The 26,296-nt window shown below is 41.3% G+C and carries 28 protein-coding genes; 3 read left to right on the top strand and 25 right to left on the bottom strand.

The annotated features are described in order from the left end of the window. Positions 1 to 61 precede the first annotated feature (61 nt). The 3 genes from WMO13_RS02120 to WMO13_RS02110 form a co-directional block, all read right to left on the bottom strand. The gene (locus WMO13_RS02120; protein ID WP_051396356.1) at positions 62 to 457 is read right to left on the bottom strand and encodes an NUDIX domain-containing protein; all 396 of its coding nucleotides are present in this window, start codon (positions 455 to 457) and stop codon (positions 62 to 64) included. Further along, positions 435 to 710: a hypothetical protein gene (locus WMO13_RS02115; RefSeq protein WP_051396355.1), complete on the bottom strand. Its 276-nt coding sequence runs from the start codon at positions 708 to 710 to the stop codon at positions 435 to 437. Before WMO13_RS02115 ends, WMO13_RS02120 begins: the two co-directional genes overlap by 23 nt. 99 nt (positions 711 to 809) lie before the next feature. Next, the gene (locus tag WMO13_RS02110; RefSeq protein ID WP_051396354.1) at positions 810 to 1,433 is read right to left on the bottom strand and encodes a YcbK family protein; all 624 of its coding nucleotides are present in this window, start codon (positions 1,431 to 1,433) and stop codon (positions 810 to 812) included. 324 nt (positions 1,434 to 1,757) lie between these two features. Between WMO13_RS02110 and dnaB the strand changes: the two genes are divergently transcribed. Further along, positions 1,758 to 3,149 (top strand): replicative DNA helicase, encoded by a 1,392-nt coding sequence (dnaB, locus tag WMO13_RS02105; protein WP_026879680.1) that lies wholly within the window; start codon positions 1,758 to 1,760, stop codon positions 3,147 to 3,149. Positions 3,150 to 3,574: 425 nt separating this feature from the next. On the opposite strand, the gene recO is transcribed toward dnaB, so the two are convergent. The 16 genes from recO to WMO13_RS02025 all read right to left on the bottom strand — a co-directional run bounded on the left by recO (position 3,575) and on the right by WMO13_RS02025 (position 19,900). Continuing rightward, a complete protein-coding gene (gene recO / locus WMO13_RS02100) occupies positions 3,575 to 4,303 on the bottom strand; it encodes a DNA repair protein RecO (protein ID WP_026879679.1) in 729 nt (242 codons plus the stop codon). 61 nt (positions 4,304 to 4,364) lie between these two features. Further along, complete coding sequence (mlaD, locus tag WMO13_RS02095) at positions 4,365 to 4,898, bottom strand: outer membrane lipid asymmetry maintenance protein MlaD (protein ID WP_084331556.1); 534 nt, start codon at positions 4,896 to 4,898, stop codon at positions 4,365 to 4,367. Positions 4,899 to 5,001: 103 nt separating this feature from the next. After that, the gene (gene rnhB / locus WMO13_RS02090) at positions 5,002 to 5,607 is read right to left on the bottom strand and encodes a ribonuclease HII (RefSeq protein ID WP_034856308.1); all 606 of its coding nucleotides are present in this window, start codon (positions 5,605 to 5,607) and stop codon (positions 5,002 to 5,004) included. Positions 5,608 to 5,897: 290 nt separating this feature from the next. Beyond that, a complete protein-coding gene (lpxB, locus tag WMO13_RS02085; protein ID WP_084331554.1) occupies positions 5,898 to 7,115 on the bottom strand; it encodes a lipid-A-disaccharide synthase in 1,218 nt (405 codons plus the stop codon). 444 nt (positions 7,116 to 7,559) lie between these two features. Next, positions 7,560 to 8,348 (bottom strand): acyl-ACP--UDP-N-acetylglucosamine O-acyltransferase, encoded by a 789-nt coding sequence (gene lpxA / locus WMO13_RS02080; protein WP_026879676.1) that lies wholly within the window; start codon positions 8,346 to 8,348, stop codon positions 7,560 to 7,562. After that, complete coding sequence (gene fabZ, locus WMO13_RS02075) at positions 8,348 to 8,809, bottom strand: 3-hydroxyacyl-ACP dehydratase FabZ (RefSeq protein WP_026879675.1); 462 nt, start codon at positions 8,807 to 8,809, stop codon at positions 8,348 to 8,350. Before fabZ ends, lpxA begins: the two co-directional genes overlap by 1 nt. 194 nt (positions 8,810 to 9,003) lie before the next feature. Beyond that, positions 9,004 to 10,089, bottom strand: a complete 1,086-nt coding sequence (gene lpxD / locus WMO13_RS02070; protein WP_245601186.1) for a UDP-3-O-(3-hydroxymyristoyl)glucosamine N-acyltransferase — start codon at positions 10,087 to 10,089, stop codon at positions 9,004 to 9,006. Then, a complete protein-coding gene (locus tag WMO13_RS02065) occupies positions 10,076 to 10,615 on the bottom strand; it encodes an OmpH family outer membrane protein (protein ID WP_051396353.1) in 540 nt (179 codons plus the stop codon). The genes lpxD and WMO13_RS02065 overlap by 14 nt, the downstream gene beginning before the upstream one ends. A gap of 20 nt (positions 10,616 to 10,635) precedes the next feature. Further along, positions 10,636 to 13,170, bottom strand: coding sequence for an outer membrane protein assembly factor BamA (gene bamA, locus WMO13_RS02060; protein ID WP_026879672.1), 2,535 nt, complete (start codon positions 13,168 to 13,170; stop codon positions 10,636 to 10,638). A 90-nt stretch (positions 13,171 to 13,260) separates the two neighbouring features. Then, the gene (rseP, locus tag WMO13_RS02055; protein ID WP_026879671.1) at positions 13,261 to 14,634 is read right to left on the bottom strand and encodes an RIP metalloprotease RseP; all 1,374 of its coding nucleotides are present in this window, start codon (positions 14,632 to 14,634) and stop codon (positions 13,261 to 13,263) included. Positions 14,635 to 14,665: 31 nt separating this feature from the next. Then, complete coding sequence (gene dxr / locus WMO13_RS02050; protein ID WP_026879670.1) at positions 14,666 to 15,853, bottom strand: 1-deoxy-D-xylulose-5-phosphate reductoisomerase; 1,188 nt, start codon at positions 15,851 to 15,853, stop codon at positions 14,666 to 14,668. 64 nt (positions 15,854 to 15,917) lie between these two features. Next, a complete protein-coding gene (locus tag WMO13_RS02045; RefSeq protein ID WP_051396352.1) occupies positions 15,918 to 16,793 on the bottom strand; it encodes a phosphatidate cytidylyltransferase in 876 nt (291 codons plus the stop codon). A 6-nt stretch (positions 16,794 to 16,799) separates the two neighbouring features. After that, entirely contained in the window at positions 16,800 to 17,513 is a 714-nt protein-coding gene (gene uppS / locus WMO13_RS02040) for a polyprenyl diphosphate synthase (protein WP_026879668.1), read from the bottom strand. Positions 17,514 to 17,528: 15 nt separating this feature from the next. Beyond that, entirely contained in the window at positions 17,529 to 18,086 is a 558-nt protein-coding gene (gene frr, locus WMO13_RS02035; RefSeq protein WP_026879667.1) for a ribosome recycling factor, read from the bottom strand. Between the two features lie 301 nt (positions 18,087 to 18,387). Then, positions 18,388 to 19,116, bottom strand: a complete 729-nt coding sequence (gene pyrH, locus WMO13_RS02030; RefSeq protein ID WP_026879666.1) for a UMP kinase — start codon at positions 19,114 to 19,116, stop codon at positions 18,388 to 18,390. Between the two features lie 319 nt (positions 19,117 to 19,435). Next, a complete protein-coding gene (locus WMO13_RS02025) occupies positions 19,436 to 19,900 on the bottom strand; it encodes an accessory factor UbiK family protein (protein ID WP_084331551.1) in 465 nt (154 codons plus the stop codon). A gap of 276 nt (positions 19,901 to 20,176) precedes the next feature. Here WMO13_RS02025 and WMO13_RS02020 point away from each other — a divergent pair, with 276 nt between their 5' ends. Both WMO13_RS02020 and epsC read left to right on the top strand, forming a co-directional pair. Next, positions 20,177 to 20,986: an RNA methyltransferase gene (locus WMO13_RS02020; RefSeq protein WP_245601185.1), complete on the top strand. Its 810-nt coding sequence runs from the start codon at positions 20,177 to 20,179 to the stop codon at positions 20,984 to 20,986. 181 nt (positions 20,987 to 21,167) lie between these two features. Further along, positions 21,168 to 22,016, top strand: a complete 849-nt coding sequence (gene epsC, locus WMO13_RS02015) for a serine O-acetyltransferase EpsC (protein WP_084331550.1) — start codon at positions 21,168 to 21,170, stop codon at positions 22,014 to 22,016. Positions 22,017 to 22,220: 204 nt separating this feature from the next. On the opposite strand, the gene csrA is transcribed toward epsC, so the two are convergent. The 6 genes from csrA to ftsZ all read right to left on the bottom strand — a co-directional run bounded on the left by csrA (position 22,221) and on the right by ftsZ (position 26,291). After that, positions 22,221 to 22,409, bottom strand: coding sequence for a carbon storage regulator CsrA (gene csrA, locus WMO13_RS02010; RefSeq protein ID WP_026879664.1), 189 nt, complete (start codon positions 22,407 to 22,409; stop codon positions 22,221 to 22,223). A gap of 142 nt (positions 22,410 to 22,551) precedes the next feature. Beyond that, positions 22,552 to 23,241 (bottom strand): tRNA (guanosine(37)-N1)-methyltransferase TrmD, encoded by a 690-nt coding sequence (trmD, locus tag WMO13_RS02005; protein WP_245601187.1) that lies wholly within the window; start codon positions 23,239 to 23,241, stop codon positions 22,552 to 22,554. Positions 23,242 to 23,250: 9 nt separating this feature from the next. Continuing rightward, a complete protein-coding gene (gene rimM, locus WMO13_RS02000) occupies positions 23,251 to 23,754 on the bottom strand; it encodes a ribosome maturation factor RimM (RefSeq protein ID WP_034856278.1) in 504 nt (167 codons plus the stop codon). A gap of 77 nt (positions 23,755 to 23,831) precedes the next feature. Next, positions 23,832 to 24,101 carry a 30S ribosomal protein S16 gene (gene rpsP, locus WMO13_RS01995; protein ID WP_026879662.1) on the bottom strand — a complete coding sequence of 90 codons (270 nt, stop codon included), beginning with the start codon at positions 24,099 to 24,101 and terminating at the stop codon, positions 23,832 to 23,834. A gap of 133 nt (positions 24,102 to 24,234) precedes the next feature. Then, positions 24,235 to 25,149: a UDP-3-O-acyl-N-acetylglucosamine deacetylase gene (lpxC, locus tag WMO13_RS01990; protein ID WP_026879661.1), complete on the bottom strand. Its 915-nt coding sequence runs from the start codon at positions 25,147 to 25,149 to the stop codon at positions 24,235 to 24,237. A 29-nt stretch (positions 25,150 to 25,178) separates the two neighbouring features. Continuing rightward, positions 25,179 to 26,291, bottom strand: a complete 1,113-nt coding sequence (gene ftsZ, locus WMO13_RS01985; protein WP_026879660.1) for a cell division protein FtsZ — start codon at positions 26,289 to 26,291, stop codon at positions 25,179 to 25,181. Positions 26,292 to 26,296: the final 5 nt, after the last annotated feature.

Genomic DNA, 26,296 nt, shown 5'->3' with positions numbered 1-26,296 from the left:
ATCTAATATTATTGTGATTCTGTTTATGATTTTTTTATGATGAGAGACTGATCAGATTGAATTATGATGATTGCAAATAATCTTGATAATGCAATTGCAACCAGAGCATCGCAATCATGGTAAAGCCATTATCTAAGACCCCTTCATCTAGCATTTCAAAGGCTCGCGCTCTTGAAACCACAAAAGCTTCAATATCTTCCCCTTCCTCCTCAAGCCCATAATAACCGCCGGCATTCGAGAGATCACATAACCCAAGATAGAGATGCATTTTACCGGCATCGCTACCGGTTGAGGGGAAGTAACTATAGATCGGAATCAACGATTCAAGCTCAACCCCCGCTTCCTCTTTCGCTTCCGCTCTCGCTACTTGCTCTGGCGTTGCTTGCCAATCGATAGTACCAGCAATGATCTCTACCGTCCAAGGGCTTTGTCGATCAGCTCGATCTAGTAAAGGCACTCGTATCTGACGATACAAAGAGAATAAGATCATGCTGGGAATCATAGAGCAAGACACTGACCGTATCTGCACGTTGAATCACTTCTCGGCGGACATTATGAAAACGCCCACCATTAAAACAATCATGCTCCACAGTCACAGCATCGACTTTAAAAAAGCTATCTAAAATGCGTTCCCGTTTTGTGATCTTCACGTTATTTCGACCTAATGGGGTTTCCAACTCTTGTGTCGGCTGTTTGATCTCTTTAGCCATATTTAGTCCATCCCTCTTAAACTTTCATCCTATTCCTAAAATTCATTCCCACAAAAAAAGCCATTCCGAAGAATGGCCTTTATAGATTCTAAACTTGATTTAGCTACCCCAAGTTCTCACTTGTCCGCTATCGATATGAACAAATGCCGAACGACTATAGTAGCCGACACCGCCTGCTTTAAGCGAAAGCGCTGCATTTCTTAAATTCCGTGTAGAGATACCAGGCATACGAATATCGATCGCTTTTGCCTTAGTATGGAAACTGCTCTTCGCAACTCCACGCATTGTGTGACGGAGCATTTCATTGGTTTTGTTTGAACGGTAACCACTTAAACCGTGAACAGGTTTGCCGTAACCTAATTGTAAGGTCAATGCATAAAGTTGATCTAATACATGCGGGTCATATAATTTTGCAGTTTTAGTTCTTCTATCACGAAGCGCCCAAGAGATCTCATCGAGTGATTCGCGAATATAACCTTCACCTGGAACCCAATATACAGTGCGCGTTGTTTCGCCTAATGCCGGTGTATAAATCACCAACTCGCGCTCATTTGAAAGCGCCTGTTTTGCAAGTGCTGGATTTAAACCAAAAACGCCAAATACTGCTGACCCTGCTAAAACACCTGATGCTAACTTGAGAAGATTACGACGATTATCACAAATAATCTCATTATGCTTTTCTATATATGTTTCTGTATCTGTGATGATTAATTTATTATCCATGTCACCTGACCTCTTGATGTCCGTAAATTACAGACTGTACAACTAAACCTGTTTGAATTGAAATAGTCTAATAGCCGTTATATAAAATTGCAACCCAATATTTGTAAATCACTAAAATATATGTCAATTTCTATTATTGACACAATATTGATAATATTTATTTAACCGCAATATTAGAATATTATGCTTTTTAGATCAATCCTTTTAAGTCAAGTATATTTTAGCATGTAGGCTCCCTATCTATGATAAAATAGGCCACTTTTACAGCTCAACATGTAGCTGATATCTGGTTTTTTATAGTATTTATCTCTATCAGTAGGACCTATGCAAAATAGACAATCATATGATTCCGATCTTTCCCAAATAAAAACCCCGCCCCACTCTATCGAAGCAGAGCAGGCTGTCCTAGGAGGATTATTGATCGATCGAGATGCGTGGGATCGCATCGATGGCATTTTGGGACCTGGTGATTTTTATAGTAAAAACCACCGCATTATCTTTGAAACGATTCAGTCGCTCTATCATGAAAATCAGTCTGTCGACATTCTAACCGTCAGCGATGATCTTAAACAGCGTGAGTTGCTCGAGGAGATAGGTGGCATTCCCTATCTTGCAACCCTGGCTCAAGATATGCCCTCAGTTAGCAATATTAAGGCTTATGCCAATATTGTCTATGACCGCTCTGTTATCCGCCAGTTAATCGGTGTCGGAACGGAAATTGCTGATTCAGGCTTTAACCCACAAGGTCGCACAAGCAATGAGCTGATTCAATTTGCAGAACAAGCCGTCTTTGCGATTGCAGAACAGGGCACCAAACAAAATGCCGGATTAATCGATATCCGAGAAGTTTTAAAAAGTACTATCGCTCGTATTGATGAACTCGCGCAATCCAAAGGTGGCGTTACCGGCGCCCCAACGGGCTGGGATCAATTCGATCAGATGACTTCCGGATTACAAAGTGGTGATATGATCATCGTTGCTGGTCGACCATCTATGGGAAAAACAACCCTTGCGATGAATATGGTAGAACGCGTAGCAATGTATACCAATAAACCCGTTGCTATTTTCAGCTTAGAGATGCCAGCCGAACAATTAGTGATGCGGATGTTCGCCTCCATTGGGGGCATTGAACAGGGGAAAATTCGCACCGGCGAACTCAATGACCTTGAAGCCAAAAAATTGAGTGATGCCACACAAACCCTTGCGCGCACTAAGATATTTATTGATGATACGAGTGGATTAAGCCCCTCGGAAGTACGTTCAAGAGCAAGGAGATTACAACGTGATCATGGTCAGCTAGGACTTATCATGGTGGATTACCTACAATTAATGAGTGTTCCCGGCATGTCCGATCAGCGGGTTGCGGAGGTTTCCGAGATCTCCCGCTCCCTTAAATTAATGGCAAGGGAACTCAATGTACCGGTTATTGTTCTCTCGCAGCTAAACCGAAGCTTAGAGCAACGTCAGAACAAGCGACCGGTAATGAGTGACCTTCGCGACTCAGGGGCAATCGAGCAGGATGCTGACCTTATCTGCTTTATCTACCGAGACGAAGTCTATAATGATGAATCCCCTGAAAAAGGGGTTGCCGAAGTGATTATCGCAAAACAACGTAATGGTCCTATTGGTACTGTTAAACTCAGCTTCCAAGGCAAATTCTCTCGCTTTATGAATCTCTCAACCCGAGACTTCGCCGATCAATTTATGGAAGAGTAATCCGGATTTCACATTTGCTGATATCTCATCGACACAGAGCCTCTCACTAACGAATAAAGTGAGAGGCGCTATTTTTATTCATCGGTAACTATCAATGCCGAGCGATTAAAGAATTACTCAACTGCGGGTATAAGATTGATCTGGTGACTCGCTATTTCTATCCCGCACTGAATTAGATTATATTGAGAAAAATGAGATAAGAATAAGACAACTTACCGCATCGCCGGGGTGAATGATCGTGTTCTTCTAACAATCCCGCGCCGGCAAGTTTGGCATCTTCAATGCCTTGCTGATCGACATCATTAGCGCCGATCAATAATCGTTTGAGCTGTTGAGAGATTGCTCACTTGCGGGCGCACGATAGATCTGGTGACTCGCTCTTTCTATCCCGCACTGAATTAACTTCTATTTAGAATCACGCAGTTCTACCGGCCTTTGCCGTAGAGTTTTTGCATCCAAATACGGGATTGTAGTGGCTTTCCTTCCAATAATGGTTCAAAAAGATAGCGCATCATATTACGATACTCGACACTCTCCCCTCTACTCAAAGGCGCTTGCGCCAATATTTTGAGAATCAATTCACCGACAATTGGAAAGGTTCCCGGTAATGAGATCGGCAATAGCCCCTCTTCAAAAGAGAGATAATAACGGCGCTCGGCGATCACTTTCCGCCCTTCATAATCTTCAGTTAAATTGGGTAGAACACCTAATTCTCGCAATAACTGAAACTCAAATTGTCGTAAAAATGGGGTAATATCTAAATCCGATTGCTCTGATTCTAATAGAGCTTCTAAAGCTAATTGATAATATTCAAAGAGTGCCGGTGCTTCTTGATGTTGTGGCAATAATTTTAAGAGTAATTCATTGAGATAATATGCAGTCCAGATCGCTTTACCACTTAATAGCCGTTGTGTTACAAGATCCACTGACTCAATGAAATGAAAGCTCTGCCCTGCTTTTAAATGCCAATCACTCGTGGTAAATAGTTCCAGAAAATTGAGCGGTTTTTTCGGGTTTGATCGTCCACGTGCTAAAAGCGGAATCCGGCCATAATCCCGGGTAAATAGCTCCACTAAAAAACCGGACTCTTTAAAGGGCCGCTTATTGAGCACAATCCCTAAAGTCCGGTCTAATGAATGAGATATTGCCGTCATCTCGTCAACTTCATTATAGGATTGAAGCTATCACAATACATAACCTCAATCACCTAATCAATTAATCAAGCAGAGATGCAGGTTTAAAAGGCGCATCTTTGCCCTTTTCTTCTACGTCTGCGGTATCACCCTTTCCACCGCTTCCAAATGATGCCATCAATTGACCAATAAGGCGCTCCATCACAAATGCATCTTGCGTCATGCGGATTTTGTCGCCATTTTGTAACTCTTTCTCTGAACCACCGGGATCTAGGGCTATATATTGCTCTCCCACTAACCCCGAGGTATTAATTGCGGCAATGGTATCTTGAGGAATAGGAACACTACTATCTAATGAGAGTGATACCACAGCCTCATAGTTGTTGTGATCTAAGTTAATACCTGCCACTTGCCCTACGCGCACGCCAGCAATCATAACCGGCGCTTTCACTTTAAGCGAACCGATGTTGGTAAAAGAAGCCGTTACTTGAATAGGCTTACCGCCCCCCAAACCAGAAGTTGCATTGCTTGCATTAAACGCAAGCCAAGTAAATGCCACAATACCACTTAGAACAAAGATACCGACTACAAAATCAAGCCATTTAGAATTTTTCATTGTTCACCTTTCCCTCAATAATTTGCCATATTCTACTATGTTTTCCCCTAATTGTCTTCAGAGTAACAAAATCCCAATAATATTTTCTATTAATTTATTGCCATTACGCTTGTGAAAACTTCTCTAGCGCTTTTCTCACCGGCGCAAAAGAGGTGCGATGTAGCGGTGTTGCCCCATACTCATTCAGCGCTTCTAAATGCGCTTTTGTGCCATAACCTTTGTGCTTAGCAAAACCATATTGAGGATAATCTTGATCTGCTTCATACATCGATTGATCCCTCGCATCTTTTGCTAAAATAGACGCTGCGCTAATCTCTGCAAAGAGTGCATCCCCTTTGATAATACAAGTTGCCGGAATAATACTTTTAGGATCTTGATTACCATCGACCCGAAGAAGATCAGGCTCAATCGCTAATCCTTCAACGGCTCGGCGCATAGCCAGTAAAGTCGCTTGCAAAATATTGAGTGAATCGATCTCCTCAACAGAACTTGAGGCAATCGCCCATGCTTTAGCCTTCGATTTAATTTCAAGTGCTAAAGCAGTTCTACGTTTTTCTGTCAGTTTTTTTGAGTCAGCCAGACCACTGATCTCAACCTCCGGATCTAAAATCACAGCGGCAGCAAATACCTCACCACATAAAGGTCCACGCCCCGCTTCATCAACACCGGCAATCCATAATGGCTCACCACTATCTTTAGTCGATTCCATCGTAAAAAGGGCTAAATCTTCCTGTTGCATATACTCTCTTCTTATATTGAATTAAATGGGATTCACGGCAGTGATATTATGGTAAATTGGGTTTAAGAATTTGGTTTAAAAATTTGGTTTAAGAAAAATGGTTTTTCAACAGCTATTGTGGGGTTTTAAAAGAAGATAAAACCGTACGCAACAACACTTGCAAGATGCCGGATAGAACGGCTTTCTCACTTTTTACAACTGATGCGCCGGCATTTGAATAAACTTATTTTAAACCGATATTACTATACTATTTGATCAACCTATTCAGGACTCGGCAAAATCTTTCTCTGCTTGAGTAGAGAGATCACCGCATCTGCCGCCGCATTATCAGCATTCCGGCGCAATGCATAATGAAGCTCAGTAAATTTGGCAATGGTCACCCGGTTTTCATCATTATCCGCAAGCGCTTTCACCATCTCATTGGCGATATTCTCCGGCGTGACCGCTTGTTGAAAGAGCTCAGTCACAAGGGAACTTCCCGCTAAAATATTGGGCAATGAGAAATGACTAATCTTCACAATCTTCGGCGCAAGCCAAGCGGTAAAGGCATTGAAACGATAACAGACTACCATTGTTTTCTTCAATAGCATCGCCTCAAGTGCCGCTGTGCCTGACGCTAAGAGCACAGTTTCAGAGGCGGCCATGACATTGCGCGATTCCCCATGAAATACACAAATGCGCTTTTGTAGTGGTGCCGGCATAGAGTGAACCATTGCCATAATCATCTCATAGATCGCAGGTGTTGCTGCCGGAATCAGAAATCGAAGAGAAGAATCTCGTTGGCTCATCGACTCTATTGCTTGTAAAAAGACCGGCAATAACCGGCTAATCTCACCTCGACGACTTCCTGGTAAAACAGCCACATAACGTGTTTTCAGATCGGAATTTTCCGGCATCAATCCTAAAGCTTGCTGCGCTTGAGTAGAATCAACAGCTAAAGGAATCTCATCCCCTAATCGATGACCAACGCAAACTGCATCCACTTGGTGTTTTCGATAAAAATCCACCTCAAAAGGAAAAAGACAGAGCACTCGATCAATCACTTTACGGATTCCCTTTACTCGGCCTTCACGCCAGACCCAAACAGAGGGAGAAACGTATTGAAATGTGGTGATATCTAATGATTTTAAATCCTTCGCCAAACGTAGATTAAAATCAGGGGCATCAATACCGATGAAACAGCAAGGTTTTTGCGATTTTGCGGCTTCAACTAGTCGCTTTTTCACGCGAAACAGTTTCGGAAGCTCTTTTAACACTTCCACTAATCCCATAATCGACAAGGTTTCTAGCGGCTCTAAAGATTCAAGCCCTTCTTTCATCATCTCAGGGCCACCAATGCCAAAGAAAGAAGCCTTAGGGTAAGCCTGCTTCAATGCTCGGATCAAACCGCCACCGAGTAGATCGCCAGATAGCTCACCTGCCACCAACATAAAGACAGGCGCACGCTGTGTCACTTGATCATCTACTACTTGTTGCATCGCTATACCTTTATCTAATGAATATCGAAATGTTTTACAATGAAACTCTAATAAGATCGGTTCAAAATAAGCTCATTTAAATGCCGGCGCATCAACTGATCGAGGCGAGAAAACTGTTCTATCCGGCATCTTGCAAGTGTTATTTAATACGGTTTAATGTTCTTTTAAAGCTCCATACTCACTACATAAAAAACATTTTTCTTAAACCCAATTTACTATACATCCTATTACGATGATCAGAATAATATCAATCACAGTCATCTCATAATAGAAAAGAGAAAATAGCCCTTTGATAAAGCGCCGGACTCTCTATCCAAAACGCTATCTATCATCTATTTTCTCTTCCTATTTTCTTTTGACATCGCTTCACAGCACGATCTTTTTGATTTTCTGATCTTTTTCAAGATCCCTGTTTTGTTGCAATCACCGCTTTACTGACAATCTCTAGCGAATAATCCCGCGATCTTCTGTCTCTTCTAAGAATTTCACCATTTTCGCTAAATGCGGTGCTTCAGGCACTAATCCCTTAATCTCAGTGATCGCATTTTGTAAGGTAAGATCTTTGCGATAAAGAAAACGATACGCCTCCTTGGTAGCTCTGATCGCCTCTGCCGAGAAATTCCGGCGACGAAGGCCTTCAGCATTAATCCCTGAAGGAACCGCGCGATAACCCGCAGCTGTAATAAATGGGGGAACATTACGATGAATACCTGATGAGAAGCCTGTAATTGCCCCCTCACCCACACGACAACGCTGATAGATCATAGAGTAACCACCCAAAATCACATCATCTTCGATCACAGCATGACCTGCAAGTGAAGCCCCATTGGCAAAAATCGTTCGATTACCGACAATACAATCATGGGCAATATGGCAAGTAGCCATAATCCAGTTGTCATCCCCAATTTTGGTAATACCCTGATCTTGAATCGTACCGCGACTTACGCTGACATATTCGCGAATCGTATTTCGATCACCAATCTCAAGAAAAACACGATCGCCTTCTTTAAATTTCTTATCTTGCGGCACTTCGCCAATAGAACAAAACTGGTAAAAAGTATTATCTTCACCAATGGTTGTCGGCCCTTGAATCACCACATGAGAAGTGAGTACTGTTCCACGACCTATTTTAACTTCTGGCCCTATCACACAGAAAGGCCCAACTTTTACGCTAGGATCAAGCTCTGCCGTAGGATCGATCACCGCAGTTGGATGAATGAGAGAATTTGTCATTATTCAAATGCCTCGCGACGGGTACACATCAATTCCGCTTGGCAGACAAGTTGCCCATCAACATATGCTTTGCCTTCAAAAGCCCAAATGCCACGCTTAGCACGCAAAAACTGTACTTTAAGATCAAGTGTATCACCTGGCTCTACAGGGCGACGAAAACGCGCTTTATCAATCCCCACAAAATAGTAGATCGATTGATCTGTTGAATCATAATCTTCTACAGATTTAAAGCTTAAGATTCCTGTTGCTTGCGCAAGCGCTTCTAAAATCATCACACCAGGCATAATGGGCTTAACAGGGAAATGGCCTTGGAAATAAGGCTCATTGAATGTCACATTTTTACGAGCGTGTAACATTTCATTTGCCGTGTAATCAAGCACACGATCAATCATTAAAAAAGGATACCTATGAGGTAGGTACTGCATAATTTCGTTGATATCAATGACTTTATTATCGCTCATAATTATTATTCTCTTTATTTCTTCTTTATTGTTTATTGAATAGCCTAATTAAAACTATGGTGTAAAATTGTAGCGAGTCTTTCACTCTTTTTTCACATTCTTATTATTACATTTATAGCTATTGCCTTCTTTGCAATTTTCACTACAAAACAGATTGCTGTTGATGGGGCATATGCAACCTATTCAACCACTGATTAATCTTCTTTTGAACCCTCTTCCTTCGAACCTTCTTCTTTTAACTCCTTAAACGCTGTTTCAAGGTGTTTTACCCGATCAAAAAGATCGCCTAATCGTTTAATTCTTGCACTATTATAGCGCCATTCCTTATTCTCTAATACAGGTGGAATTGATGAATAGACCTTTCCTGCTTTCAAGGGCTGGCTTACTTGTGTACCGCCCGTCACAACAACATTGTCTTCAATTTTCATGTGACCATTCATGCCAACTCCGCCACCAATGACCACATTATTGCCAATATCGGTAGAACCAGCAATACCGGTATAACCTGCTATCACAGTATTTTCACCCACAATACAGTTGTGCCCTAATTGAACATGATTATCAATTTTAGTACCCCGTCCAACAATCGTATCTTCGATAGCACCTCGGTCAATACAGCTTCCAGCGCCAATATCCACATCGTCTGCTAGAATCACGCGACCTAATTGCGCCACCTTAATATAACCCGATTTACCCCGTGCAAAACCGAAGCCTTCTGCACCAATCACTGCATTGGGATGCAGTACAACACGATTCCCTAACTGACAGGCATAACGTACCGTCACATTGGAAAAGAGATAACATTCTTCCCCCATTCTGACATTACGTTCAATGGTGCAGTGCGCATCAATATAACTCCCTTTGCCAATGACGACATGTTCACCTATCACGCTATAAGCACCAATAGTTACATCAGATTCGATCACAGCACTCTCGGCAATAATGGCGGTTGGATGAATGCCTGAAAAACTCCGGTAATCCTCTTGAAACAATTGTGTCACATAAGCCCAAGCCACATGGGTATTCGCACACACAATCGCTGCTTGTGTCACATGCTCCGCATTACGAGCATCCACTAAAATTGCGGCTGCTTTTGTCGTTTCTAAATATTGTCGGTAACGAGGATTATGAAAAAATGAGAGCGTATGATCTCCGCCGTGTTGAATCGTTGAGAGCCCCTCAATTAGGATATTACCATCGCCTTGCAATGTAACCGCTTCACCTTTCTCCCGTAAATAATCAAAGATCTCCTGTAATCTCATCTGCTTACTCTGCTTCATTGGCGGACTCCTGTCGCTCTTTGACTAATGTTTGAAAAATAGGTTCGGTTAAGTAGAGACTCTCTTTGGCAAAGAGCAGACCTGATTCTAAAATCAGATCATAATCATTATCTTTCGCATATTGTAAAATCGCTTGGTTAATCTCTCTTTGCAGTTTATAGAGCTCTTCATTTTTACGAAGATTAAACTCTTGTCTTGTATCGTTACTAAGGCGCACAAATTCCCGCTCTAAGTTGACAATCGTTCGCTCTAACTCTCGAGTATTCGCTTGCTCAGCACTACTATTCATGAGCTCACGCCGTAAACTTTCGATCTGATCCCGTTTATTGAGAAGATATTGATCACGGGCGAAAAACTCCTCATTTAAGAGTGAATAGATATCCTTCTCCTCAATATATTTCTCAAGTAAAACATTAATATCAACGACCCCTACTTTTAACTCTTTCGCAAAAGTTGAAGGGGAGAAAAGAAGGAGAGCAGCCATCATACAGACGGCTGCCCCTTTACGAAATAGTCTCATTGCCATCAATTTTTTCATCAATCAAATTAGTAAGGAATACCAATCGAGAATTGGAATTTTTGTTCACGATCGTCATCTTTCACTTTAAATGGTTTTGCATAAGAGAATGCAAGGGGGCCAAGTGGAGAGAGCCAAACAAAACTCATACCCGCTGAATATTTTACATCACCCCATTCAGGTTTACTCGGTTTTGAAGTCACATTACCAGCATCGAAGAAGATACTCCAACGGACATTATTATTATCGACAAATCCCGGTACTTTCATAATCATTTCAGCAGTTGCATTGTAACGGAATGCCCCTCCTTTCGAATCATTAGTGCCTGGATATTTAGGACCTATAGAGCTACCACGAAAACCTCGAACGGTCCCTAAACCGCCGGCATAATAATTTTCATAGAAAGGCAAATTCTTCGTTGAGCCATATCCCCAACCTGCCATCGCATCAGCTCGTAGAGAGAATACATAATCATCCGTATCTGTTAATGGGAAGTAACTCTGATGTTTTAGATGTAATTTATAGAATCGATCCGTTGACCCTGGTAAGGTTCCTGATAAAGTTGCACTATTAAGCGTTCCTTCTGAGGCAAATACCGTTCTATTGCGAGTATCGCGAACAATCCCAAGGTTTGCACGATAGAGGTTACGCTTACTCTTATAAAGCGGGGTACCATCCGGACAGAAGGCTCCGTTACCGCAATATGAACCACTAATCGCTTCTACAACTTCAGCAGGTGATGAATGTGTTGTTTTTAAATTTAAACGCTCATAACCAATACCTGCACGAATTGCTGTATACTCGCTGACCGGATATCCGAAGTTAAACATGAGTGACAGGCCATCGGCGATATAGTTCCCCGTATCATCGTAATCATGTTTTTGCTTATTATAAGCTAATGAAACACCAGCACTTAATCCATCTTTAGTAAAGTATGGATTCATATAGTCGATACCGTAGTAGCTACCACTCTTGTTAGTTTCAGCTTGGAGATTGAGTTCATGACCGGTTCCCATAAAGTTTGGCTGATTAAATCCACCATTGATACCAAACTTACTATCCATACCATAGCTTAAACCGAATGTAATTGAGCCGGCGCTACGCTCTTTAACTTTGTAGGTTAAATCCACAACACCATCAGCCACAGGCTCTGTTGCCACTTGTACATCTTCAACATGACTTAAACGTTGAATTCTCACTCGTGAGCGCTCGATATCACTAGCAACAAAGCGCCCGCCTTCCATCTGACGCAATTCACGACGGAATACTTCATCACGGGTACGGTCATTGCCTTCAATATTAATTCGGTTAACATAAATGCGTTCGCCTTGGTCGATGGCAAAAGAATAAGAAACCGTATCATTCTCTTCATCAATTTTGGGAATAGCATTAATGCGTGCTTGCGCATAACCCTCATCACCTAAGCGGTCTTGCAGCGCCTTAATACTTGCCGTGACATTGCGAAGACGATATAAGCCACCCTCTTTAATGTCAATCAAAGACATCAACTCATCTTTGTCTACTGAAGGGTAATTACCTACGACATCAAAAGTCCCAAAATGATATTTTTTGCCTTCATTAATATCAATATCAAGATAGACTGAATCTTTCTCTGGGCTAATAGTGGCACTTGAATAATTGACTTCTGCTTTTAAATAACCATTATTACGATAGTAGTCTTGAACTTTATCCAGCTCTTCCTGAATGGTATAAGGATCGTAGCGATCTGCCGATGAGAAGAGTGTTTTAAAGCTCGATTCCCGAACGCGCATCTGTCTTAAAAGCGTACTATCTGAGATATTATGGTTACCAGTAAAATTAATTTTTTCAATCTGGCCGGTACGTCCTTCTGAAATATTGAACTGCACTTCGGCACGATTACGTGGTAATTCAATAATCTTAGGTTCAATATTGATCGCATATTTACCCCGTGTTTCATAAGCTTTGAGCATATTATTTTTTGCATTTTCTAATGCTGCTTCACTAAGCGTATCACCTGCTCTTAAATTAGCCGCACTGACCACTTCTGACAACTGCTTATCTTTAAGATCACGATTTCCATTAAAGGTAATTCTTGAGAGCACTGGAAACTCTTGTAACTCAATAATTAAATCTGAACGAACCACTTGCTCTCTTGGCTGACAACGAGGATCTTCAATCGTACAAGGGATCTCTTCATACACATATTCAATTTCAGGTTCACTCGCTTCTGTACGAATATTCCCAAACATACCACCTTGGCGCACTGAGCTCTGCTTCGGTCTTGCTACTTGCACTGTAATCGATTGTGGCATAACACGGCCTAAAATCCGTCCATTCTCCGTTTTCACCACAATATTCTTGAATAGCCCCGTCGCATAAAGTTTTTCAACGATATCTTTGACATTTCCTCTTTGTATTTCCGCATCAGGATTTAATCCTAAAGTCGTAAAAACTAAACCAGGATTAATCTGCTCAAGGCCTTCTAATTGCACATCCCTCACTTCATACTTTTGTGCAAAAGCAGCAGAGCCTAAGAGTAAACTTGTTGCAAATAAAACTTTCTTTATATCGACAATTGCCATTTTAAAATTCTCTATCATTAGGGCATAGAAATGCATCTATAAACTGCGTTAATATACCGAATAACTACAAAAAAACCAATATTTATCCTCTTAAAACCATTTAGTAACATCATATAAAACGATCAATGCCATAAATAGAAAGAGGCATAATGCACCGATTTGCATCACCCATAAGGAGAGCTTTTTAGGGATTTTATCGCGACCTACAACCGCTTCAATCCCAAATCCTACTAACCGTCCACCATCTAATACCGGTAGCGGTAATAAATTTAAAATTCCTAAATTAACACTAAAAATTGCCATTAATTGAATAAAGTAGACCCAACCAGCACTTAAACGATCACCGGCAACCTCTGCGATCGTCACAGGCCCTGCCATCGTATTAATATGTACTTCACCTGTAAACATCCGCTTAATAAACTTAAAAATTAAAAGCGAGTTACGGTAAGTATCTTGCAGCGCATAACCAAGCGCATCTAAAGGAGAGTATTGCTGCAAGGTTCGAATCGTTTCAAATTCAGCTAATGTTTCAGGAGAAAGCTCCCCTGTTCCGACACCTAAGCGAAACCCTGATTCACCACGCGTCAATGGAATCGTAAGCGGTAAGATCTGCTGATCTCTTAATACTGCCACATTTAAGAGGATTTCATTATCAGACTGATTCTGCCCTAATTGATGCATATAGCCTAATAGCTGCTGCCAGCTCTCGATCGGGGTTTCTTCGATTGCGACAATTTGATCCCCCTTTTCAATACCCGCCTTACTCGCAGCACCATCTTCAACCACTAATCCGATCACAGAAGGGATAATCGGAAGATAAGGCTTCACACCTAATTGTGTATCAACATAACTGCCTGCACGCAGATAGAGCGGATCCGCCATATCAATTTGCAATGATTTTAATTGCCCATCACGAACAACATCCACCGCCGCTTTGCCATCATTGAGATGCTCCACAAATCCCATCATCATCTCTTCAAAGGTTTTAACAGATTGTCCTTCAATTGCCACAATCTCATCACCACGCTCAAACCCCGCGATCGCTAAAGTAGATTCGGGAGGCGGTGTATCAATCTTTGCTTTCAGAGCCGGTAACCCGTAGAGATAAAGACCAAATAGCAAAATAACAGCGAAGAGAAGATTCACTCCAGGACCAGCTGCCACCACTAAAGCGCGTTTCCAAAGCGGTTGAGCATTAAAAGTTAATGATTGCTCTTCAGGCTTCACTTCGTGCGTACGCTCATCGAGCATAGCGACATAACCCCCTAATGGAATAAGGCCGATACGATATTCAACGCCATCTTTCCCTGTACGGCTCCAGAGTTTTTTACCAAAACCGATACTAAAAGTGAGCACTTTAAAACCTAACTTCTTGGCCACATAGAAATGCCCAAACTCATGCAGCGTGACCAGTACGCCCATTAAAATTAGAAAACCCCAAATAGCGTTAAAAAATGTCATCATTACCTTACTACCCCATCACTAATACCTTAATTTAACACATATTTTCTGCTTCTGCTCTGATCTTCACATCAAAAGAGAGAAGCGCCTCTTCATCTTGTAAATCAGAATCAGAAATCGTGACTCGTTCTAAGATCCTCGCCACGTTTTGGGCAATCTCTACAAATTCGATCTCCTGCGCTAAAAATTTCGCCACAAAAATCTCATTCGCCGCATTAAGAGCAACTAAATGCGCCGTTCCTGCAACTAAGGCTTCTTGTGCTAGACGAAGTGCCGGGAAAAGTGTCAAATCAGGGGCTTCAAAAGTCAATGGGGGCATCTTCGTTAAATCTAAAAAACTCGCGCCTGAGATGATTCGTTCAGGGTAAGCTAATGCATGGGCAATTGGAATCGCCATATCCGCGCTACCCATCTGAGAAATCAGTGATCCATCTTCATATTCGACTAGCGAATGAATCATACTTTGAGGATGCACAACAACATCAATCTTTGCCGGCGGCATATTAAAGATAAAGTGTGCTTCGATAAACTCAAGTCCTTTATTCATCAGGGTTGCAGAATCAATGGTCACCTTTGCCCCCATCGACCAATTAGGGTGTTTTAGTGCATCTTGTACTGTCACCTTCGCTAATTGTTCAGCACTATAGCCTCGAAACGGTCCACCTGATGCGGTCAAAATCAACCGCCTTACCCCCTCATAAGCTAATGCACCATCTGCTGATTTCGGCAATGATTGAAACAACGCATTATGCTCGCTATCAATGGGTAAAATAGTGGCACCGCAACGATTTGCCTCCCTCATAAAGAGCGCACCACCCACGACAAGCGTCTCTTTATTGGCAAGCAGAATCGTTTTACCCGCTCTTGCGGCCGCTAGGCTAGAGAGAAAACCTTTGGCACCTACTATCGCTGCAACCACAATATCCACTTCCGGCGCTTCTACCATCTCGATTACAGCACCATCACCTGCTAAGACATGCGTTGTAATATTCATTGCCCGCAATTGCATTGCCAATTCTTTAGCGGCTTGATGATCTGCTAATACCGCATATTGTGGTGTAAACTCTCGGCATAACGCGACCATTTTCGTGACATTTTGCTGCGCCACCAATGCAAAGAGTTGATAGCGGTCTCTATTATTGCGCACCACTTTAAGTGTTGAGTCGCCGATAGAACCGGTTGCACCGAGAAGCGTGATACGCTTTATTTTCTTATCTGTCATAATTTTACTGTACTTGAAATGGTGTTTTGAAAAAGCACTCTGAGGGAGAACCTTACAATAATCTTTAAATAAAGGTCAGTCCTACAAAAAAGAGCGGAGCGGCAGCCGTCAATGCATCGATACGATCTAAAATCCCCCCATGTCCCGGGAGAATATTACCGCTATCTTTCACCCCGGCATGTCGCTTCACAACACTCTCAAAGAGATCTCCCGAAATTGAAACAATCACCACAAGTGCACTTAAGGAGACAAAATTAACGATTAATAAGGTCTTATTAGCTGTCATCAAAATGGGATTTTCACCACCTGAGAGCCATAAAACAGCTACAAATGCGTAGAGTATGCCTAATACAATCCCACCTACTGCACCTTCAACGCTCTTCCCGGGGCTGATGGTGGGTGCAAGCTTATGTTTTCCTAATTTACGTCCCACAAAATAGGCGCCGCTATCGGCGATAATGACTAACAAAATAAGATATAGAAGTAGAATTACACTCTGTTGCAACGTCACCAATGTAACCATCAACGCTGCGAGTGTTAAGATACTTGCGACAAATAAGAACTCTCTATTGACTAAAAATGCCACCGGACGGCGCGCATGAATCGAGAGAACAAAAGGCATGAAGAGCCAAAAAATAGCCATTAAAGCCAGCAATCCATAAAAGAGTGGGTGATTTTGAATATAGATAACCAATAGACCATCGACACTCTCTTTTGCGCCTATCAACATCGTGACTGTGACTAAAAGCAGAGTGATGCCTCCAACCACTAGATAGATCGCCTTCACCGGTATCGCTAATTTAAGTAGGCGACTCCACTCAAAAAGACCGATCATCGCAATGGCAAATATGACCCAAGCAAAGACAAAAGTGGGTAAAAATAGGATCGCTAGTAATGCAACAATGCCCGCAATTGTTCCCGTAATGATTCGTTGTTTCATAATAAGTTATCTCCCCCCAAAACGTCGTTCACGCTGATAAAATGCGGTTAATGCTGCTTCGAATTCAGCTTCATCAAAATCAGGCCAATGACATTCAGTAAAATAGAGCTCTGCATAGGCTAATTGCCATAATAAGAAGTTACTTAAACGCTGCTCCCCACTAGTACGAATCAATAGATCTACCGGTGGTAAATGGCTAAGTGCTAGTGATTGATCAAACAGCGACTCAGTAATCTGTTCAGCTTCAATCTCACCTATTTTCACTTCTAATGCTAATTTCTGGCACGCCTGAACAATCTCTTGACGACCGCCATAATTAATGGCCACGACTAAATCTAACGCGCTATTTTGGGCAGTTAAGGCAACCGCTTCTGCGAGCTTTGTTTGTAATTTAGGATCTAAAATTGTCAAATCACCGATAAAAGAGAGCCTCACATTAGCCTTATGCAAGGCTTTAAGTTGCTTTCCGAGCGTTTGATAAAAAAGATCCATTAAAAAAGAGACCTCCTCAGAGGATCTCTTCCAATTTTCAGTAGAAAAGGCATAGACCGTTAACGCTTCTACTTGATGCGCAATGGCGGCTTCTACACTTCGCTTAACGGCCTTCACCCCTGCTCTATGACCTAGTGCACGGGTTAACCGATTTTTCTCTGCCCAGCGGCCATTACCATCCATAATAATGGCCACATGCCGGCATTTAGCGTTGCTTTCGCTCACTATTAATCCTTGACGTGGTTAAATTTCCATTAACTCTTCTTCTTTTTGTGCCAATACTTCTTCGATTTTTTTCGTTGTAGTATCGGTTAATTTTTGAATTTCTTCTTCTGCACGGCGTTGGATATCTTCAGAGATCTCCCCTGCCTTCTCCATCGCCGCAATTTGATTATTGGCATCGCGGCGAATATTACGAACCGCCACTTTAGCTTGCTCCGCTTCACCACCGACTACTTTAACGAGCTCTTTACGACGCTCTTCTGTTAATGGGGGTAATGGCACACGAATTAAGGTTCCTGTTGTTGCAGGATTAAGCCCTAAATCACTATTGATGATCGCCTTTTCAATAGGGCCTACCATCGTTTTTTCCCAGGGAGAAATCCCTAGAGTACGTGAATCTTGCACTGTTAAGTTCGCAACCTGCGATAAAGGCACCATTGAGCCATAATATTCCACTTCAATATGATCTAAAATTGAAACGTGCGCACGACCGGTACGGATTTTACCTAAGGCAACGCTGAGCGCTTCCACAGATTTTTCCATACGATTTTTCGCATCTTTAATAATATTTTGTGTCATTGATTACTCTCCAAGTTCTGTATAAATATAAGGGAATATGCCATAAATGTTGCTATTCTAGCATAATTAAATATGAGTATGCCGTCACATATCCTGATTCGAGACTATTTTAGCGATTAATCAAGAGATAATGAATAGATCATTATAGCCTTTATTGATACTGATGAGTGATAGCTATTGATGGTTGTCATTCACGATCATCCTGAATTGGTGACAAACATTTTAGAAATAAAGACAAATAACCTCTCAAACGAGAGGTTATAGTATTTCGTAGATCAACAGTAGATCAATGATTGCTAATTTATAGCGCTTCTTCAGAAACTAATGTTCCAACATTATCGCCTAAAACCACTTTCAATAGATCCCCTTCATTGAAAATATTGAAAACCTTAATCGGTAGATTATTTTCCCGGCACATCACAAGCGCTGTCGCATCCATCACGCCGAGATTTTGCGTTAAAGCATCGGTAAATGAGATGTGCTCATAACGGGTTGCTGAAGGATCTTTCATCGGATCTGCAGTGTAAACACCATCGACTTTTGTTGCTTTGAGCATAATTTCCGCATTGATCTCAATCGCCCGAAGCGCTGCGGCTGAATCCGTTGTGAAGAATGGATTGCCGGTACCCGCTGCAAAAATAGTAACCCGTTTTTTCTCAAGGTGGCGCACTGCGCGACGACGTAGATAATCCTCACACACCTCATTAATACGAATCGCACTCATCACACGAACATAGACATCCCGAGCTTCTAATGCATCTTGTAATGCTAAAGAGTTCATAACCGTTGCGAGCATTCCCATGTGATCAGCTGCAACTCGATCCATCCCCGCTTCGGCAAGACCCGCTCCGCGGAAAATATTACCACCACCAATCACAACACCGACTTCTACGCCGATTCGGTTTAATCCTTTAATCTCATCTGCAATCCGACCAATTGTTACAGGATCGATCCCGTAATCCCCATCTCCCATTAATGCTTCGCCACTTAATTTTAATAAAATACGTTTATATTTAGGAGCTTGACTCATAATTGCACATCCTTTTCCATGATAATTTTGAGATTCGTTAAATAGCCCCTATCTTACTCTATTTCTAAAATATTGGGTAGGTTCAAACGAGGGCTCTTCAGCATGCACAATAATTAATGCTTGAAGATAATGCAGATTAACAGATGATATTGAGCGGTAATCATTTGATTTACCATTTAACAACGATATTTCAAATTCCCTAAAAATTATGCAATAAAGATAAGATGTAAAACTAAAGCTTAGATCAATACACAAAATTAAGACGATCCATTTTTAATTCTTGATACTTCTCAGTTCAATCTTGACGCTACCGTTATTGTTAACGCTTCCCACTAAGATTTTCACTAGGATTCTCATTAGACGTCTCACTAGACTTCTCATCTAACTTTTGATCTATATTTTCATTCTGCACTAGTGATGCTTCTTCAGCAGTGACAATACTGACTTCAACCGTTTCTGTAACCGCTATAGAGTCATCTTCTGCTTCTATGACCTTAATTGACTCATCAATCATAACCACATCACTGCTTTGAACAGCCGTCGCCGCTAATAACGCTTCAAGCGCTTCCACTCGCTTAGTTAAAGCCTCTAGTTTTTCTCGGGTTTTGAGCAACACTTTCTGTTGAATCTCAAATTCATCATAACGGACTAGTTTGAAGTTTGAGAGTGCAGAATCAACACCTTCTTTCACTAATCGCTCCGCTTCTCCCTGGGCATTTTTAACACCATCAGGTAAAGATGCTTGAAGTTTATCGGCAAGATCTTGAAAAAAGTTTTTCGGCATAGAAGCCTCCCCTGTCTTTAGAAAATTGTTATAATCTTTAACGCTTACAATCCTTGATATAGTAAAATAGCGCTTTCGGCTTCAATACGGCTACCTTAGATTGATCTACGAATGACGTTATGGATTCCGGTTCGATATTCGCCAACATTCTATCATAGAAGCCTGTAATTCCTGATCATAGATCATTACCATAATCATCTGCCCATATTCATCTACCTATATTCATCTATCCATCATCCTTTTAACAATAGATCTTAAACAATACCTTACTTATTTATGCCGACATCCACTCAATCTACAGAAACCACAACCTCAAAAATGAATCGTACACCTTCAGCTTTAGATGCCATTAAGATAGTTATGGTCAATACCTCTCATCCCGGCAATATTGGCTCAGCAGCAAGAGCTATGCGTGTCATGGGACTTTATAATCTCACGTTAGTCTCCCCCAAAAAATTCCCAAGTAAAGAGGCTACCGCACTAGCAAGCGGTGCTTTAGATGTACTAGAGAATGCTCAAGTGACCGAAACGTTAAGTGAAGCGATTCAAGATTGCCACTATGTTTTTGGTACTAGCGCAAGAAGTCGCCACCTCAATAAAGAAGAGAAATCCATTGAAGCCGGCGCACTGCAAATTCACGAGATATTAAGGGAAAAACCAGAGGCTAAAATTGCCATTCTCTTTGGCACCGAACGGACAGGCCTCACCAATGAAGAGGTTGACCTCTGTCAGGCGCTCTTCTATATTCCCACAGAAAATAATTATAATTCGCTCAACATTGCAGCCGCCATTCAGATTATTGCTTATGAATTACGTCGGCAAAATGTGATTGATGATCGACGCGAAAAAGTTAAAAAACCCCATTATGCAGGAGAACTCCCGGCAACTGATGAGGCTTTTGAAGGCTTTATCCAACATTTTGAACAATCCCTCATTGAGACACAATTCTTAGATCCGGCTAATCCTAAACACCTCATGCGTAAAATTCGCCACCTCTATAAAAAGGCCGAATTAACCCAAGAAGAAATCAATATTTTACGGGGTGCACTCACCGCTTCGCAAAAAGCGATTGCTAAAGATCAGTAGTATTAGCAGTAATATTAGAATAGATAATAGTGCTAACAAATATTAGAATCGATAGATACTCGAATAAGTTGTCTACCGATAGGATAACAATCTACAGGCCGAGCAAACGATTCGCAATTCACAATATAATAAATAAAAATCGATAATCGATAACAGACAATCATCAAAAGACCCTTTTACTATGTTTAAAACCATTCGAGAAGATATTCAAAATATTAAAAAGATCGACCCCGCAGCGCGATCCTCTTTTGAAGTATTATTAGCTTATCCTGGGCTCTGGGCGATTTGGCTTCATCGCGTTGCTCACTGTTTGTGGCATAAGAAACTCAAAACACTCGCCCGTTGGCTCTCTACTTGGAATCGATTCTTAACCGGTATTGAGATCCACCCCGGCGCACAGATTGGCCGACGCTTCTTTATTGATCATGGAATGGGGGTTGTCATTGGGGAAACGGCGATTATTGGCGATGATTGCACGCTTTATCATGGTGTTACTCTTGGTGGTACCAGCCTGAATAAAGGTAAACGCCATCCTACGCTTGGTCATCATGTGGTTGTCGGTGCCGGTGCAAAAGTGTTAGGACCTATTACTATCGGTAATGGTGCAAGTATTGGGGCAAATTCCGTTGTTGTAAAATCGGTACCTGATAATACAACAGCAGTCGGAATTCCGGCCCGTATTTCCAAACCCGATACGCCCAATCTTAAAAAAGCAATCGCAAATCGTCTCTTTAATGCCTATGGAATGAGTCATGCGGTAGAAGATCCAGAAGCGAATGCGATTAATCTGCTTCTCGATCATATTGAGAAGCTTGACCAAGCGCTTGCGCAGATGGATAGCACACTTAAAGCACGAGACATTGATCTTGGAATTGATTGGCCTACGATCCAAAATTGTTCATTTGATGAAGAGGGATTACATATTCATCCTGAATCAGATTCTGTAGGTCTTCAAAAACGAAATTATCCCCATGAAATTAGTGAAAATAGCGATTTTAAAAATCAGGACTTTGGAAAAGACTCATCATAAAATAGAAATGTAATAAATAGAGACATCTATCTTCTCAGAAATAATGTAGGGGCGTTTAACATGAAATAGTTTTGAAGTGAATTCATCACTATAGTCCCACATTACCGGTACCTCATATACCCCCTAAAGGACGGTGTTTTACGGTACTAAACTAATAAAAAAGTCCCGAAATCAACTTTCAGGACTTTTACATATATTTTGCAATTACGACTTCTTTTCATTTTCTGCAGATGCCGCTGCAATACGCTCATAAACCTCTTCTCTGAATATTTTTACATCACTAGGCGCATCAATACCAATACGAATTTGGTTTCCCTTAAACTCTAGTACAGTAACTGTGATATCATCGTTAATAACGAAACGCTCACCTGGTTTTCTAGTTAAAATTAACAAGACATTCCTCCTTGTGTCATATCTATCGGCAGACTCTATAAACAGCTCCTGCTCGAGCCTTGAAAATAATAAACATTAATTTATAAATAGTCAATATAATTGACAATATTATCATTAATATAAATAAAATTTTATTAATGGATTAATGGTTATTAATACCAGCTTTATTATGACGTAATGCGGTTCTCCGAAGGGATTCTTCTCGACGCCAAACTTCAATCTTTGCATGATCACCAGAAAATAGGATATCTGGTACCTTCAGACCATTAATTTCTCGTGGTCTTGTGTAATGAGGATGATCTAAAAGATCCCCTTGGCTGAAGGAGTCATTTTGGTGAGATGCCTCATTCGACATTGCGTCAGGAAGCAAACGGACGATACTATCTATTACTACGGCAGCAGCTAATTCTCCGCCTGAAAGCACGTAATCGCCTATTGAAAGCTCAAAATCAATCTCCGTATCAATGATACGCTGATCAACCCCTTCATAACGACCACAGAGCAACACTAAATGTGGCACTTCCGACAATTCTCTTGCTTTTGATTGTTTAAAAACATCCCCTTGAGGCGACATATAGATACGTAATCCTCGACTTTGCCGATGTGATTCAATTGCATCGAATGTCTTTTTCAAAGGTTCATACATCATTACCATCCCAGGACCACCGCCAAATGGCCTTGCATCTACCGTATGATGACGATCTTCTGTATAGTCTCTAGGATTCCAAAAACGGAGCTCAAAGAGTGATTTCTGATGCGCACGACTAATGATCCCATCTTCAATAATCGGCTGTATGATCTCTGGAATAAGCGCTATAACATCAATAATCATCTTCACTTTCTACTCTTCATCCCAATCGACCACAATATAGCCTTCTTCCAAATTCACTTCCATGACGATATATTCCATTGAATAAGGAATCAAAATCTCCCCCTTCTCACCTTTCACCGCCAATACATCATTTGCGCCAGTTTCAAAGATATCTTCTATAACGCCTAATTCAACATCTTCATGATTAAATACTTTGAGCCCATAAAGATCCACCCAATAAATCTCATCTTCAGCCAATTCAGGCAGATCTTCCCGCGCAACATGGAGTACAGATCCTAACAAAGGCTCAACAGAATCTCTTGAATCTAACCCTTTAAATTTAAAAAGAATGTGTTTACTGTGCTTCTGTCCTACTTCGACTTCTAGAGTTTCCCAAGCACCATTTCGCTGAATTAAGAAATGCTGATAATGCAAAATACCTTCTCTTGGCCTAGTTTCAGAAAATACTTTAATAAACCCTTTGACCCCATGAAAACCATTGATCTTACCTACAACAATCTTCTCTGCTTGCATTATTCTGACTCCTCAAAAGCGAACAAAAAAGCCACCTTATACTAGATAAGATGGCTCTATATTAAATTATTGAACGATTAAGCTTCAACTGCTGCTTTAGCTGCCGCTCTTTTTGCTTCTTTAAGTAATGAAGCAACACGTTCAGAAGGCTGTGCACCTACACCTACCCAATAATCAACGCGGTCTTGAGCAAGCTGTAAACGTTTCTCCCCACCTTTTGCGATGGGATTAAAAAAGCCAAGACGCTCAATGTATTTACCTGTTACTGAATTTCTTTGATCCGCAACAACGATTTGGTAGAAAGGACGCTTTTTTGAGCCCCCACGAGCTAGACGAATTGTAACCATAAAAATTTATATCCTATATTCAACTAATATCCAAAACTTTTTTATATTATATAGAGACACGTTATTCAATATAAAATCGTAAACTAAAGACTATACTCCAATTTCTCTCAAAATTAAAGTATTTCCCATAAAATTAATTCCAAGCAGGTACTGTGAAAGTCACTGGCGAATGTTCAGCTTCTTCATAAGTGACAACCTCATAAGCTGAAGTATCTTTCATCAACTCACGAATAAGCATATTATTCATCATATGACCTGCTTTATATCCGACAAACTCTCCGATAATCGGATGCCCTAATACATAAAGATCCCCTACCGCATCTAAGACTTTGTGACGAACAAATTCGTCCTCATAGCGGAGACCATCTGCATTTAAAATACGATAATCATCCACAACAATGGCGTTATCCATACTGCCGCCTAATGCTAGATTAAGCTCACGCATAATCTCAAGATCCTTCATAAAACCGAAGGTTCTTGCTCGTGCCACTTCTTCTATATAGTATTGGCTTGAAAACTCACAACGATGCTGCGGATTTGTTTTATCGAGTACCGCATGGTCAAATTTAATTGTAAAATCTAATCTAAAGCCGTTATAAGGCAATAATTTGGCAATCTTATCCTCATGCTGATACATCACGGGCTTTTTGATCTTGATAAATTTTTTCGCAGCATTCTGCTCCTGAATACCTGCAGATTGAATCAGGTAAACAAATGGTGCGGAACTACCATCCATAATAGGGATTTCCGGCGCACTCACTTCAACAATAACATTATCAATCCCTAAGCCACATAATGCGGACATAAGATGTTCGATAGTAGAAATTGTCACATCAGGAGCCTCAGGGGAAGCGATCATCGTTGCAAGCTGTGTGCTGACAACTGCATCAGCTGCAATTTTGATATCTGGTGAAGGCAGATCCGTTCTACGAAAAATAATACCTTGATCAATGCCTGCCGGTCGTAGAGTCAAATAGACCTTTTTCCCGGAATGCAACCCAATCCCTGTGGTTTGTACCAGACTTTTTATTGTTCTCTGTTTTAACATAACTTCTCTTTCTTAGAGTTCTATGAATTTTAAGAGTTTTTTCTTAAAAATGCAGGAATATCTAAATAACCTGTTGAATGTGAGCCACTAGACTTCGAGCTCTCTTTTGTAGTTTCTTGAGTTGTTGGTTTTGCTCGACCTAATAACTGATCAGCAATACTCACCTTCTCGATAGAAGATTGATATTCTCCTAGTCCAGTTGCCACAAGCGTTACTCGAATATCATCACCCATCTCTTCATCCACAACAGCGCCAAATACGACTGTTGTATCTTCATCGGCATATTCACTGATGATAGCCCCAATTTCATGTAGATCGCCAATACTTAGGCCTAAACCACCAGAAATATTCACCAAAAGGCCTTTTGCGCCTTTAAGACTTACTTCTTCTAGGAGCGGGGAAGAGATCGCTTGTTGAATAGCCTCACGTGCAGCATTATCACCAGATGATAAACCGACCCCCATCATCGCTAGTCCTTGTTGACGCATGACTGTCTTGACATCATTAAAATCAAGATTGATCATACCTGGCTTGGTAATACTATCTGTAATACCTTGGACCGCATTAAACAGCACATTATTGGCCGCACTAAATGCATCATAAAGACTCACACCTTTCCCAAGCACACTCATTAAACGATCATTGGGAATCGTGATTAGTGAATCGACATTTTGAGCAAGTTGTTTTAAACCTTGAGTCGCAGCTTGATCACGTTTACGGCCTTCCATAGAGAAAGGACGAGATACAACAGCTACGGTTAGAATACCTAACTCCTTCGCAACCTCCGCCACAATAGGAGCAGCTCCAGTGCCGGTACCACCTCCCATTCCTGCTGCAATAAAGACCATATCAGCGCCATTCAATTCAGCCTTAATATGCTCTTTCGTTTCTTCAGCCGCTTGACGACCTATTTCAGGATTAGCTCCAGCACCTAATCCACGGGTCAACTGTTCTCCAAGTTGAATACGAACATCAGCCTTAGCTTGGTGTAGATCTTGTGAATCTGTATTCGCGGCGATAAAGGTTACACCGGTAAGACCAGAATTCACCATATGCGTGATAGCATTACCACCCGCACCACCGACACCTATTACTTTGATAATAGGACCATGTTCGTTATGATCTTGCTGCAGTTCAAAAATGGACA

It is taken from the genome of Ignatzschineria larvae DSM 13226 (genome assembly GCF_038500265.1).
Taxonomy (GTDB): domain Bacteria; phylum Pseudomonadota; class Gammaproteobacteria; order Cardiobacteriales; family Wohlfahrtiimonadaceae; genus Ignatzschineria; species Ignatzschineria larvae.
Note: the sequence above shows the minus strand (reverse complement) of the source record. Positions and strands in the feature narration are given on the sequence as shown.

Excerpts from the sequence above, each read along its gene's own strand:
- recO (WP_026879679.1), bottom strand. The coding sequence starts at position 4,303 with ATGACGGCAATATCTCATTCATTAGACCGGACTTTAGGGATTGTGCTC.
- mlaD (WP_084331556.1), bottom strand. The coding sequence starts at position 4,898 with ATGAAAAATTCTAAATGGCTTGATTTTGTAGTCGGTATCTTTGTTCTA.
- pyrH (WP_026879666.1), bottom strand. The coding sequence starts at position 19,116 with ATGAGTCAAGCTCCTAAATATAAACGTATTTTATTAAAATTAAGTGGC.
- dxr (WP_026879670.1), bottom strand. The coding sequence starts at position 15,853 with ATGACAGATAAGAAAATAAAGCGTATCACGCTTCTCGGTGCAACCGGT.
- fabZ (WP_026879675.1), bottom strand. The coding sequence starts at position 8,809 with ATGAGCGATAATAAAGTCATTGATATCAACGAAATTATGCAGTACCTA.
- bamA (WP_026879672.1), bottom strand. The coding sequence starts at position 13,170 with ATGGCAATTGTCGATATAAAGAAAGTTTTATTTGCAACAAGTTTACTC.
- rpsP (WP_026879662.1), bottom strand. The coding sequence starts at position 24,101 with ATGGTTACAATTCGTCTAGCTCGTGGGGGCTCAAAAAAGCGTCCTTTC.
- lpxD (WP_245601186.1), bottom strand. The coding sequence starts at position 10,089 with ATGAAGCAGAGTAAGCAGATGAGATTACAGGAGATCTTTGATTATTTA.
- epsC (WP_084331550.1), top strand. The coding sequence starts at position 21,168 with ATGTTTAAAACCATTCGAGAAGATATTCAAAATATTAAAAAGATCGAC.
- lpxA (WP_026879676.1), bottom strand. The coding sequence starts at position 8,348 with ATGACAAATTCTCTCATTCATCCAACTGCGGTGATCGATCCTACGGCA.
- WMO13_RS02020 (WP_245601185.1), top strand. The coding sequence starts at position 20,177 with ATGCCGACATCCACTCAATCTACAGAAACCACAACCTCAAAAATGAAT.
- WMO13_RS02045 (WP_051396352.1), bottom strand. The coding sequence starts at position 16,793 with ATGAAACAACGAATCATTACGGGAACAATTGCGGGCATTGTTGCATTA.
- lpxB (WP_084331554.1), bottom strand. The coding sequence starts at position 7,115 with ATGCAACAAGTAGTAGATGATCAAGTGACACAGCGTGCGCCTGTCTTT.
- WMO13_RS02065 (WP_051396353.1), bottom strand. The coding sequence starts at position 10,615 with ATGGCAATGAGACTATTTCGTAAAGGGGCAGCCGTCTGTATGATGGCT.
- dnaB (WP_026879680.1), top strand. The coding sequence starts at position 1,758 with ATGCAAAATAGACAATCATATGATTCCGATCTTTCCCAAATAAAAACC.
- lpxC (WP_026879661.1), bottom strand. The coding sequence starts at position 25,149 with ATGTTAAAACAGAGAACAATAAAAAGTCTGGTACAAACCACAGGGATT.
- trmD (WP_245601187.1), bottom strand. The coding sequence starts at position 23,241 with ATGATTATTGATGTTATAGCGCTTATTCCAGAGATCATACAGCCGATT.
- WMO13_RS02110 (WP_051396354.1), bottom strand. The coding sequence starts at position 1,433 with ATGGATAATAAATTAATCATCACAGATACAGAAACATATATAGAAAAG.
- WMO13_RS02025 (WP_084331551.1), bottom strand. The coding sequence starts at position 19,900 with ATGCCGAAAAACTTTTTTCAAGATCTTGCCGATAAACTTCAAGCATCT.
- rimM (WP_034856278.1), bottom strand. The coding sequence starts at position 23,754 with ATGCAAGCAGAGAAGATTGTTGTAGGTAAGATCAATGGTTTTCATGGG.
- rnhB (WP_034856308.1), bottom strand. The coding sequence starts at position 5,607 with ATGGAATCGACTAAAGATAGTGGTGAGCCATTATGGATTGCCGGTGTT.
- rseP (WP_026879671.1), bottom strand. The coding sequence starts at position 14,634 with ATGATGACATTTTTTAACGCTATTTGGGGTTTTCTAATTTTAATGGGC.
- frr (WP_026879667.1), bottom strand. The coding sequence starts at position 18,086 with ATGACACAAAATATTATTAAAGATGCGAAAAATCGTATGGAAAAATCT.
- WMO13_RS02115 (WP_051396355.1), bottom strand. The coding sequence starts at position 710 with ATGGCTAAAGAGATCAAACAGCCGACACAAGAGTTGGAAACCCCATTA.